The organism is uncultured Tissierella sp., assembly GCF_902479755.1.
Lineage (GTDB): Bacteria > Bacillota > Clostridia > Tissierellales > Tissierellaceae > Tissierella > Tissierella carlieri.
Genome location: NZ_CABSQO010000042.1, coordinates 16,992 through 28,913 on the forward strand (window position 1 = coordinate 16,992; position 11,922 = coordinate 28,913).

General features: G+C 33.4%; 10 protein-coding genes, 1 pseudogene and 1 other annotated feature. Of the genes and pseudogenes, 1 reads left to right on the forward strand and 10 read right to left on the reverse strand.

Translation table 11 applies throughout. The annotated features are described in order from the left end of the window. Nucleotides 1-44: 44 nt before the first annotated feature. From trpB to RDK80_RS17035, 8 genes are all read right to left on the reverse strand, one after another. The gene (gene trpB, locus RDK80_RS17000; RefSeq protein ID WP_308524968.1) at nt 45-1,202 is read right to left on the reverse strand and encodes a tryptophan synthase subunit beta; all 1,158 of its coding nucleotides are present in this window, start codon (nt 1,200-1,202) and stop codon (nt 45-47) included. A gap of 47 nt (nt 1,203-1,249) precedes the next feature. Beyond that, nucleotides 1,250-1,491 (reverse strand) — a binding site (T-box leader). Nucleotides 1,492-1,566: 75 nt separating this feature from the next. After that, entirely contained in the window at nt 1,567-2,958 is a 1,392-nt protein-coding gene (gene lpdA / locus RDK80_RS17005; RefSeq protein WP_308524969.1) for a dihydrolipoyl dehydrogenase, read from the reverse strand. A gap of 10 nt (nt 2,959-2,968) precedes the next feature. Next, complete coding sequence (locus RDK80_RS17010; protein ID WP_308524970.1) at nt 2,969-4,270, reverse strand: dihydrolipoamide acetyltransferase family protein; 1,302 nt, start codon at nt 4,268-4,270, stop codon at nt 2,969-2,971. A 23-nt stretch (nt 4,271-4,293) separates the two neighbouring features. Continuing rightward, nucleotides 4,294-5,289: an NAD(+)/NADH kinase gene (locus RDK80_RS17015; protein ID WP_308524971.1), complete on the reverse strand. Its 996-nt coding sequence runs from the start codon at nt 5,287-5,289 to the stop codon at nt 4,294-4,296. A gap of 21 nt (nt 5,290-5,310) precedes the next feature. Further along, complete coding sequence (locus tag RDK80_RS17020; RefSeq protein WP_308524972.1) at nt 5,311-6,282, reverse strand: alpha-ketoacid dehydrogenase subunit beta; 972 nt, start codon at nt 6,280-6,282, stop codon at nt 5,311-5,313. Further along, on the reverse strand, nt 6,283-7,263 hold the full coding sequence (pdhA, locus tag RDK80_RS17025; RefSeq protein ID WP_308524973.1) for a pyruvate dehydrogenase (acetyl-transferring) E1 component subunit alpha: 981 nt from the start codon (nt 7,261-7,263) through the stop codon (nt 6,283-6,285). Nucleotides 7,264-7,280: 17 nt separating this feature from the next. Beyond that, entirely contained in the window at nt 7,281-7,640 is a 360-nt protein-coding gene (locus tag RDK80_RS17030) for a Lin0512 family protein (RefSeq protein WP_308524975.1), read from the reverse strand. A 170-nt stretch (nt 7,641-7,810) separates the two neighbouring features. Continuing rightward, a complete protein-coding gene (locus tag RDK80_RS17035) occupies nt 7,811-9,724 on the reverse strand; it encodes a sigma-54-dependent Fis family transcriptional regulator (protein ID WP_308524974.1) in 1,914 nt (637 codons plus the stop codon). A gap of 551 nt (nt 9,725-10,275) precedes the next feature. Here RDK80_RS17035 and RDK80_RS17040 point away from each other — a divergent pair. After that, nucleotides 10,276-10,512 (forward strand): annotated as a pseudogene (locus tag RDK80_RS17040) (SDR family oxidoreductase); the annotation flags it as partial. 288 nt (nt 10,513-10,800) lie between these two features. On the opposite strand, the gene RDK80_RS17045 reads toward RDK80_RS17040, so the two are convergent. Beyond that, nucleotides 10,801-11,331 carry a hypothetical protein gene (locus RDK80_RS17045; RefSeq protein WP_216559875.1) on the reverse strand — a complete coding sequence of 177 codons (531 nt, stop codon included), beginning with the start codon at nt 11,329-11,331 and terminating at the stop codon, nt 10,801-10,803. Between the two features lie 68 nt (nt 11,332-11,399). Continuing rightward, nucleotides 11,400-11,861, reverse strand: a complete 462-nt coding sequence (locus RDK80_RS17050; RefSeq protein WP_216559877.1) for a hypothetical protein — start codon at nt 11,859-11,861, stop codon at nt 11,400-11,402. Nucleotides 11,862-11,922 lie beyond the last annotated feature (61 nt).

An 11,922-nucleotide genomic window follows, 5' to 3' on the forward strand; every position in this document is an offset into this window, starting at 1 on the left:
AATTTTATTCTACTATATTTACACATATTTCTTCAATATGGTTATCATTTTATCATATCTCTTACTTGTGCTACATCCTTATCCCCTCTACCAGAAAGGTTTACTATTATAATCTTATCCTTGCCTAAAGACTTAGCTAATTTCATTCCATAGGCTACAGCATGGGAAGATTCTAAAGCAGGGATTATTCCCTCTGTTTTTGATAGCTTAAAGAATGCATCTAAGGCCTCCTTGTCTGTCACAGATTTATATTCTGCTCTTTTAATATCATTATAATAGCTATGCTCTGGCCCTACTCCTGGATAGTCTAATCCTGCGGCAATGGAATGGGTGCTATGATCTAGTAAATAACATTTGAAACCATGTATCAAACCAACATTACCTCTACATATACTAGCTGCATGTTCTTTCGTGTCAATTCCTTTTCCAGCTGGTTCTACCCCTATCATCTTCACTTCCTTATCGTCATAAAAAGGTGCAAATAAACCTATGGCATTACTTCCTCCTCCAACGCAGGCTACTACATAATCAGGTAATCTTCCTTCTTTTTCCAATATCTGTTTTCTTGCTTCTCTTCCTATTACTGATTGAAATGTCCTCACTATCATTGGAAATGGATGAGGTCCTACTGCTGAGCCAAGAAGATAGAAAGTATTATCCTTATTCTCTACATAGTCATTTAATGCTCTATCTACTGCTTCCTTCAAAGTCTTATTTCCTTCCTCTACCGCCACTACCTTTGCTCCTAACATTTCCATTCTGAAAACATTTAGCTCTTGCCTTTTAGTATCTTCCGCTCCCATATAAATTGTACAATCCAGTCCAAGTAAAGCACATACTGTAGCTGTAGCAACTCCATGTTGTCCTGCTCCTGTTTCTGCTATTACTCTCTTTTTACCCATTCTTTTAGCAAGTAGTCCTTGTCCTATGGCATTGTTAATCTTGTGAGCTCCTGTGTGATTTAGATCTTCCCTTTTCAGATAAATCTTAGCTCCTTCCATTTCTTCTGTTAGCCTCTCTGCAAAATATAACGGATTTTCTCTACCTACATATTCCCTTAAATAATAGTCTAGTTCCTTCAAAAACTCTTCATCTTCCATAGCATTATAGAATTCTCTTTCCAATTCTTCTAATACTGTTTTCAATTCTTCTGGTACATAGGCTCCGCCAAATTCTCCAAATAATCCATTTTCTCTTTTCATACCTCTTCCTCCTAGATTAAATTTAAATACAAAAAAACCTCCATCCTCAATAGGACGAAGGTTGAATTCGCGGTGCCACCTAAATTATGCAAAATGCATCTCTCTTAATGGGATACTAACATATCCTGTCCTTAGTTAACGGTAGGCTTCCGGCACGGGGTACTCTCCATAGATTTCCACCAGCTTCTACAAAGTCCATTCATTAAATCCCTCTTTGCCAAAGTCCCACCAATCTTTAGCTCTCTGTGAAAGATAAGAATTAACTACTCTTCTTTGTCTTCGAATTTATTTTTGTATTTCAAGAAAGTATATCAGATGCAAAGTAAATTTGCAACAATTAAATTTAAAGTATTTTCAATTCCTTCTATACCCTTGGTAAATGTATAGCTTTTCCATATACTGATTCAGCAGCTTCATGTATACCCTCACCTATTGTAGGATGTGCATGAATTGTTGTTATAATTTCTTCTATTGTACTCTCCAATCTAATTGCCAATGCACCTATTCCTATTAATTCTGTTGCATTTGTTCCTGCTATATGAAGACCTAATATCTCATCTGTATCTCCATCTATTACAAATTTCACTAATCCATTGACCATACCGTTTATTATAGACTTCCCGTTAGCATATAAAGGAAACTTTCCAGTTTTCACATTATATCCCTTTAAAACAGCCTGTTTTTCTGTCAATCCTACTCCTGCTAATTCAGGCTTTGTATATATGCAATAAGGTGTTGTCTTATAATCTATAGCTTCAAAATTCCCCATTATATTTTCTGCAACGGCTATTCCATGGCTTGAAGCTACATGAGCTAATAATGCTCCTCCTGTGCAATCTCCTATTGCATAGATATTATCAATATTAGTTCTCATAGATTTATCTACCTTTATACATCCTTTTTCTGTTTCTATTCCTAAATCTTCTAGACCTAAACCTTCTATAGCTGGTTTTCTCCCGATTGATAATAAAATTTTCTCTGCACTTATGGGTTTTTCTCCTTCGCTATTTTCCATTAATACATTTAATCCATCAGATTCCATTTTTATTTCCCTTACTCTTGTACTTGTATAAATATCTATTCCCGATTCAATTAATTGTTCTTTTAGACAGGTCACTATTTCTTCATCCATATTTGCCACTATTTCAGGAAGCATTTCTACTATTGTAACCTTTGTTCCTGCATTTGAGTAAATATTTGCAAACTCAACACCTATAACTCCGCCTCCAATTATGCATATGCTTTTAGGTATTCTATCTAGAGACAAGGCTTCTGTACTCGTCAATACTCCATCTAAATCTAATCCGGGAATAGGTACTCTAGCAGGCTTAGAGCCTGTTGCTATTACAGCCTTATCAAAAGATACAAGTCTTTTTTCTTTGTTACTCGATATTACCTCTATTTTATTTTTAGAAATAAACTTTCCTTCTCCTTTGATTACCTCAACCTTATTTGATTCTAAGAGAACTTTTACTCCGTCAACCAATTGTTGTACTACCATTTCCTTTCTATTTTGAACTACATCCCATTTTAGACCTAAATTCTCCAATATCAGTCCTAATTCTGAGGCTTCTTCCTTTAAATGATTGTAAATTTCAGTAGTATGAAGCAACGCTTTTGTAGGTATACAACCTGTATTTAAACAGGTTCCTCCTACATTATCTTTTTCGATTAATATTACTTCAGCCCCAAGTTGTGCCGCCCTTATGGCACATACATATCCTCCAGGTCCTCCTCCTAATATTACTATTTTCATATCTTCACCTCTAAAGTAACAGCAAAGCTGGATTTTCTATATATTCTTTTAACTTAGATAAAAACTGAGCGGCTACTGCTCCATCTACTACTCTATGATCTGCTGTAAGAGAAAGATTCATCAAAGGTCTTATTACTATATTTCCATTTTCCACTACTGGAGTTTCAACTATAGCATTTATCCCCAGAATTCCTACTTCTGGCTGATTAATAATTGGACTAAAGGATTCTACGCCAAACATTCCGATATTTGAAATGGTAAAGGTCCCTCCCGTTATTTCATCTGTTGTAAGTTGATTATTTTTTGCTTTATAGGATAATTCTTTTATCTCCGCTGATATTTGCTCTAAACCCTTTATATTTGAATACTTCACTACAGGAACTAATAATCCCTCCTCTAGGGCTACTGCTACTCCCATGTTTACATAGTTTCTTAATATGATTTCCTCTCCATCAACTGCACTATTTAACAATGGAAAATCCAATAGAACTTTAGAAACTATCTTTACAATTAAATCTGTATACGTGATATTTACCGTCTTCTTAAGCTGCTCCCGAATTTCTTTCAATTTAGTAATATCAACTCTAATATCAAAGGTAACTGCTGGTGATATATTCCAACTGTCAGACATTCTTTCAGCTATTATCTTTCTCATACCTGTCATAGGAGCTCTTTCCTCTACAGGATTTGCTGATTCTATTAAATTCTTTTCCATCCTGAACTTCAATATATCTTCTTTTCTAATTCTATCATCCTTATTTATTTCAGATGGATCTATACTATATTTTTCAGCCATCTTTTGTGCTGCAGGTGTTATCTTTATCTTGTTTCGATTTTCTATAAATTTTTCTATATCCTCTAGTATAATCCTTCCATTGGGACCTGAGCCCACAACTTTCGAGAAATCTACATCATTCTCAATAGCCAATTTCTTTGCTGCAGGAGATATCTTTATTCTTCCTCCATCATCTTTCTTTATATCCTTGACTTCTAATGTTTTTGTTTCTATTTTTTCATCTTTTACTTCTATTTTTTCATTTTCTTCTATTGTCAATAACTGACTAATATCTTCATTCACTTCGCCTATAATACACACAGGCTCCAAACATGGAACTGTATCACCAACATCAGCTATTATTTTAAGCAATGCTCCAGATTCAGTACTTTCTATATCATTAGTCAACTTATCAGTTTCAACAGAATAAAGCTTGTCTCCTTTATTGACTGGGTCATTTTCTGATTTATACCATTTAACTATTCTTCCTGACTTCATAGTTAAACCCAGTTTCGGCATGGTTAATTGCTTCGCCATTTTATTTCCTCCTCTATGTCAATTTAATATTTGAAAAAACCATTTTTCTGTGCTTCTTCTAATGTCCTTTTTATATTTACTCTAAAGGGTCCATTCCTTGTAATTTTAAATTTAAACTTATCTCCAGCTTTAAAGATTATCTCCCGTTCCCCATCTAAAGCTATACTTCCTCTATAATCAGGATTAAATATATACTCTTCATTTAGTTCAATTTTCTTAGGCATATCATGAAATATTTCTTTTAATGTACCCGCAGCAACGGGGGCCATACTTTTAGCTCCCCCCGTATTCATTTTCATAGCTGCTCCAAAGTCGTCATCTTCTTTTATTATCATATTTACTCCAATTAAGGTGGAAAAACCTATGGATGCTGGATGTGCTCTGGAAATAATTACCTCAACTATATCCCCCATATCCCAAATAGCCTTAGAGCCAATAAATGTCTGCTTGGATATTACACAATCCACCAAAGCAATATCTATTAATTCATCCTCTAAGAATATTTCTATTCTTTTATCCTTCCTGCATGTCACTCCTAAATCACAGTTTTTAGTAGCTATAGCTGCTGCGGCCATACCTACCACCGTTCCTTCCAGCATCTCAGGATATACATTATTGGTTCCTGTAGAAACACTTATCAAAGGTGTATTTACAATGGCCTTAGCCGCAGCTCTATTTGTACCATCACCGCCTAGTACAACTATACAGTTTACACCTTCTTCTTCCATAAATTTTGCCCCATTAGTAGTATCATTTAAATTTCCTTCTACTTTCATATCCAGAATACTAACAGGAATTTTCAGCTCACCTGATACAGTTAAATCCTCTATAACCTTATATCCTATTAAAAAAGTATCTGGCATTATAAATATTTTTTCTACTCCGTACCCTTGAGCTCCTAGGATTATTCTTTTTACAATATTTATCTTTTCATTATTATCTACTACCGTAGCATGTGATACGAGTCTCCTAATATCCTTTCCCGATGCAGGATTTGCAATAATCCCTAAGCTATTCATCCTTTCACCTCATAACAGAATTTACAGAATTTCTCTGGCACCTTTTAATATATCCTCATAATCTGGTATTACATATGATTCAAGAACTGGGGAAAATGGAATAGGTGTGTTTAAACTTGCCACTCTGATTACTGGAGCATCTAAATAATCAAAATACTCTTCAGCAATCATTGCAGATATTTCACCTGCATAGCTTCCACGCTTAGTTTCCTCTGTTGCTATTAAAACTCTATTTGTTTTTTCCACGGATTTAAAAATAGTATTTTTATCCAATGGATATAAAGTTCTTGGATCTATTATCTCTGCCTCTATACCTTCCTTTGCCAAAATTTCTGCTGCCTTCAAAGATTCATGTACCATTTTTCCTGTAGCTATTATTGTAATATCTTTTCCTTCTCTCTTTATATCAGCTACTCCTAATGGTATAGGTTTCACATCTTCATCTATTTCGCCTTCCATTGAATATAAAACTTTATGCTCTATAAACATAACTGGATTATCATCTTCAATAGAGCTAAGCATCAATCCAAGAGCATCTTGTGGAGTTGATGGATAAACAACTTTTAATCCTGGTACATGTGTTAACCAAGCTTCTAAAGACTGAGAATGCTGTGCTGCTGCCTGTACTCCTGCTCCAGCCGGCAATCTTACTACCATTGGTAAGGATATCTTTCCTCCAAACATATATCTCATTTTAGCTGCTTGATTAACTAACTGATCCATTCCAACAGTCAAGAAATCAATAAACATCAATTCAGCAACTGGCCTTAACCCCGTTGCCGCAGCACCTACAGCACATCCTATAATAACACCTTCAGAAATAGGAGTATCTTTCAATCTTTCAGCTCCAAATTCATCATATAAACCTGCTGTAACTCCAAAGCATCCTCCGAAGGCTCCAACATCTTCTCCAAATATAAACACATTTGGATCTTCCTTCATCTTCATTCTCATTCCTTCTCTTATTGCTTCTCCATATGTCATCTTTTTCATTTATCTTACCTCCTCTACTATATCTGTATAAATATCTTCAACAGCCAATTCTAAAGAAGGCAATGGACTGTCTTTTGCAAATTCTACTGCTTCCTCAATTTGATTTTTTATATCTTGTTTTATAGAATTCATTTCTTCTTCCGAAAGAATATTATTTTCTAGTAAGTAAGTTTCCATTCTAGGTATAGGATCTTTCTTTAGCCACTCTTCTTGCTCTCCAGCCAGTTTATAGCTACCAGGATCACCTTCAAAATGTCCCCTATGCCTATATGTTTTACATTCAATAAGTGTAGGTCCCTGACCTTTTCTAGCCCTTTCTATAGCTTCCTTAGAAGCCTCATATACTGCAAATACATCATTACCGTCCACAATTACTCCAGGAATATTATAAGCTACAGCTCTGTCAGCAACATCCTGTATAGCCTGATGATTAGATTGATGCATCGATATTCCATATAGATTGTTTTCACAAACAAATATTACTGGAAGCTTCCATATGGATGCAAGATTTAATGATTCATGGAATGTTCCTTGATTTGTAGAAGCATCTCCAAAGAAGCAAACGCAAACTTGGCTAGTCCCTCTATATTTGGCACTTAAGCCTGCTCCTACTGCTATATTATGACCTGCTCCGACAATACCATTTGCCCCTAATATTCCTCTAGTTGCATCAGCAATATGCATAGATCCTCCTTTACCTTTACAGTATCCTGTTTCTCTTCCAAACAGTTCTGCCATCATATATTTTAGATCTCCACCTTTTGCAACTATATGACCATGACCTCTATGGGTACTAGTTATATAATCATCTTCATTAAGATTTTGGCATACTCCCGTAGCCACAGCTTCCTCTCCTAAGTATAAATGTACAAAACCAGGTATACTTCCTTCTGCAAATAAATTTGAAGCTTTTGTTTCAAATTCTCTAATTTTTAGCATTGTTTCATACATATTTTTCATATCCTTATTGGTTAAATTCAATTTTATCCCTCCTATATTTACTTTACACTTACTTCTATGCAGGCCAAGGCTGCTTCTATGCTATTGTCTTTATCGCCGAATTCAGGAATATAAAGACCCGGAACTTTAAGCCCTCCATATACAGCTTTAAGATTTTTCTTCCCAATAGGTATACACTGCTTTATCCTATCTGCATCAATCTCTTCAGGCTTAGTTACTGCAACTGTTATCTCTACGTATACTTCTCGATTTAAATCCTTTATGCCCAGCACCTCTTCTAAGCCACATAAACAGCTTTTGGACACTGCATCTTGTACAGCCTTTTCAGCCGCACGGTTTACATCTTGACCATGAAAATCCATTCCAATTCCAAACTCTATTATAAATCTTCTAATAATCTCCCTCCTTTCTACTTAAGTACTTTGTATCTATTTATATAAGCAAATTGAATGCCAAATTTTTTTAAAAATTAAAGTCCCAATTTTACTACTTTTGCCTATTTATCTCTTGATAAAAATAAAAAAATTCCCAAAACTGGGAATTTTCCTTTTCTCATTTTTGGGAATTTTCACTTGAATATATTTACATCTATTTTATGCTCATTAATTTTCCTATATATAGTAGACTTACTTAAATTTAATATATCGCCTGCATTTATTACATGTCCTTTAGTTTTCTTCAATGCATTTATTATAACATGTTTTTCAGTCTCTCTTATACTCATCAAATCAAGACTAGTCTTTTTCTCGACTACATCTATTTCATTTATTATTTCTTCAGGCAAACATTCAATCCCTATTACTTCATCTTGATTCAAATAATATGCTCTTTCTATAACATTCTGCAACTCCCTAACATTGCCTTTCCATGAATGTTGGTTCAAATATAATAGAAACTCAGATGATAAAATTACATTTGTTGAGTTAGATTTGTTTAATTTATCTAAAAAATAATTTGCATATAAATCTATGTCTTCTCTCCTGTCTTTCAATGAAGGTATATTTATTTTCAATACATTTAATCTATAATATAAATCCTCACGAAAGTTCTTCTTTTTAACTTCATCAAATAAGTTTCTATTTGTTGCACCTATTACCCTTATATCCAATTTTTTAGAATATTTGCCTCCAATTCTCGTCACCGTATAATTATCTAATACCCTTAACAGCTTGGCCTGAATGTCTAAAGGAAGTTCTCCAATTTCATCTAAAAATATAGTTCCTCCTTGAGCCAATTCAAATTTCCCAGACTTTCCATCCTTGGATGCTCCCGTAAAAGCACCTTTTTCATATCCAAATAACTCTGACTCAACTAGTTCTCTTGGAAGTGAAGCACAATTTACTGCTACAAATGGTCCATCAGCTTTTTTACTGTAATTATGAATTGCATGTGCAAAGAGTTCCTTTCCAGTTCCACTATCTCCTTCAATTAATATGCTTCCACTAGTCTTTGCAAAACGTTTAGCATTATTTATAACATTTTTCATTTTATCGTTTGAAGTTAAAATATCGCTAAATCTATAGATAGCTCTATTTCCAGTTACCACGTTAACTGTATTATGCAAGTATTCTATTTCTTTAAATACTAATGCTATACCTATTAGCTCATTATTAGTCAATACTGGAGTTATTTTCACGTTACAAGGAATTACTTTATCATTTATGAAAAAATTGCAATACATATAGTCCATTGTCATATGTTTTTGCGTTAATATCTCTTGAAAATCTGTTTCTCTTAAAATTTCTCTTATATCCAGTTTATTATCCTCTTCAATCCCTAAAATCTTAGAAGCTATATAATTTATCTTATTTATTTTAAAATCCTTATCAGCTATTATCATTCCATCTGATATTGATTCAACTGTTGTATCAACTAACTCATGAGTTCTCAATAAACGTATTTCATTTTCAATAGAGTATGCCGCTGCAACCACTATTCCCAAAGTATGTTTATGTAATTTATCAAAGCTGCCTGACATATCTAAAACACCTATTATATTTCCCTTATTATCATGAATTGGTGCTGCTGAACAAGTCCAGCTATGATGGTACTCACAATAATGCTGAGATCCTGTAGTATGAATAGGTTTATCTACTATTATACTTGTTCCTATAGCATTAGTTCCTACTTCTTTTTCAGACCATAAAGCACCCACACAAAAATTTAAAGTATTTGCTTCTTTTCTTACAGGTTCTTCTCCTATGGTTTCTATTATTACCCCTTCTTTGTCTGTAAGAACTAGGATAAAATTAGATCCTAAAACTAACTCATTAAGGTTCTGCATAATAGGTTTAGCAACCCTTAATAGCTCCTCATTTCTTTTTAATACAACTTCAAGTTTCTCACTATCAATTGTTTTACCAAAACCTGCTTTTGGATCTACTCCTAATCTTGTACATCGTCTCCATGATTCAGCAATTATTTTATCTAACCCATCCTCAATTTCTCCTGTTTCTATAAATTTAGTCCACAAATCCTTCATGTTTTTGAACATCTCCAAATCCATGCTATCACTACCTTTTTTTATATTTATTATAGATTCTTTGCATCCTTTATATAATAATGTCTGAATATTCCTTCTACATAATTATATCATTCTTCTAGTTAAATAAGAAAAAATTTTAAATATAAGTAAAATCAACAATCAAAACTTTGTAAATATCCCTATAGGAAATATAAAAGATAAGTTAGACTATCTATGTAAACTATACAATATAACTTATATAAAACAAGAAGAAAGATATACATCTAAAGCAAGTTTCTTTGATAAAAATGTAATACCAACAATAGGAGATAATACTTAAGAGGGTTTCAGTGGAAAAAGAATAAAAAGAGAACTATATAAAACAAGTACAGGTTCTACCTTAAATGCAGCACTAAATATATTAAAGAAAAGTAAAGTTGTGGATCTAAGTATCCTATACAATAGAGGCGAAGTGGATACGCCTAAAAGAATAAGGATAACTTAGCTATCAACCTTCTTCGGAAGCTCCTACTTCTATAAGTGGTGAGTAGTTCACGTATTCTAAGCAAAACATTATATGCAATGCTATATGCCCTGGTGGAATTGAAACGGAAATAGGCACAGGAGAATTTATGAAAAACATAAATATGGAAGGAATGAATATGGCAACGTCAGGTGCAGCTGGCAATCCAAGAACAGGTAAAGGCAGTGAAATTGCAACAGTTGCAGTATTCTTGGCAAGTGACGATGCAAGCTATGTAAATGGACAATGTATAGCAGTTGATGGAGGATGGACTGCATATTAATAAGAAAAGCTTCTAAAGTCAGATTAGCGCAATAGATTTATTTAAAGTACAAAAATCCTTACACCCTCGAAAAAACACCCTCAATTAAGGGCTTTATGAAGAAAAATCCTTCATAAAGCCCTACAAACAGTATATTTTTTCTGCTTGTCAAGATTGCAAAGTATTTTTTTAACTAGGCAAAAATCTTCCTGCTATCCTTGGCAAGGATTTTGTGTTAAAGTCTAATTAAATTTATTCATGGAAGTTTTGACTTTACAGGAAATTATTTACATTATCCTGTAAAAATTTTTAATAAGGATAAATACTTGTAATTATCCATTTTCCATCAATATATTCCAGCTTAAACTCAAAAATATTAGTATATTCTTCTATGATCTTTTCATTTGAATACAGCTTTTCAATATATTCAACCAAATATTTCGCATTTGTTTTATCTTTAGATATTTTTTCCCATCTTATTATGTCTATCTTAGATTTATCAAATTTGCCACTTACTAAATTGGAATCAATTAGGTAGCGTGAAGCTACTAGGCTATCATAAACTCTTTTAGACAATAAAGGTTTAAAGTTTTCAAGGAATATATCCGTACTTTCAGCTATTTCTTCTGCACTTACACCCATTCCCTCAAAGTTATTACCTGCTTCGCTAAATAAGGCTGTTAGTATATCCTCATGATTTTCATAAAGGGCGGATTTTTCATCAAAAAACTTTCTTATAGTCATTTTTGAATTAGTTCCTTTATTGTATAAATAAAAAGCTAATAATAGAGCTGTAGCAATGATAATTAATAATAGTAGGTATGATTTGCGAATTTTCATGTCATTCTATCCCCCCGGCTAAATATTAACTAAATCTAGTAAATGGGCAATGCCGCCTCCCTACCATATCATTCATATCTTAATCTGCAATATGGTACAGTTGACCCTGATGTAAACTCAATACGATTAGTATATATAACCGCACCATTATTAGATATAACACGTCCTGCATGCCATAGGGCATATCTACCTACATAGTTTGCTTCTAAAGGATCGTATTCAGTTATTAATACTTCAGTACATCTCTTACATTGCCAACAGCTACCATCAAATTGAAATACCGGATTTTGACCAGATGCCCCTTTATATACACGTCCCCATCCACGTGAAAACATCAAGTGATAATCATATCCATTACAGATTTCTTCTGCTAATGGAACGATTAGAAAGTCTCCTGATAAACTTATATCTGGTAAATTATTTTTCTCGATTAAATTAGTTGCACTTGAGCTAAATGTAATTGTAAATATCAGTAACAATGGTAAGAAAATATGGCTTACTAAATTTCTAATTAAATTGTGCTTTTTCATTTAATCACCTCCTCGTATAATAAAGTTACAGTTTAATTACTGTATTTTCTTTTCTATCTCA

Bases quoted from the DNA above. Each gene is read 5' to 3' on its own strand.
- RDK80_RS17015 (WP_308524971.1), bottom strand. From the start codon at position 5,289: ATGAATAGCTTAGGGATTATTGCAAATCCTGCATCGGGAAAGGATATT.
- RDK80_RS17035 (WP_308524974.1), bottom strand. From the start codon at position 9,724: ATGAAGGATTTGTGGACTAAATTTATAGAAACAGGAGAAATTGAGGAT.
- trpB (WP_308524968.1), bottom strand. From the start codon at position 1,202: ATGAAAAGAGAAAATGGATTATTTGGAGAATTTGGCGGAGCCTATGTA.
- RDK80_RS17010 (WP_308524970.1), bottom strand. From the start codon at position 4,270: ATGGCGAAGCAATTAACCATGCCGAAACTGGGTTTAACTATGAAGTCA.
- RDK80_RS17045 (WP_216559875.1), bottom strand. From the start codon at position 11,331: ATGAAAATTCGCAAATCATACCTACTATTATTAATTATCATTGCTACA.
- lpdA (WP_308524969.1), bottom strand. From the start codon at position 2,958: ATGAAAATAGTAATATTAGGAGGAGGACCTGGAGGATATGTATGTGCC.
- RDK80_RS17050 (WP_216559877.1), bottom strand. From the start codon at position 11,861: ATGAAAAAGCACAATTTAATTAGAAATTTAGTAAGCCATATTTTCTTA.
- RDK80_RS17020 (WP_308524972.1), bottom strand. From the start codon at position 6,282: ATGAAAAAGATGACATATGGAGAAGCAATAAGAGAAGGAATGAGAATG.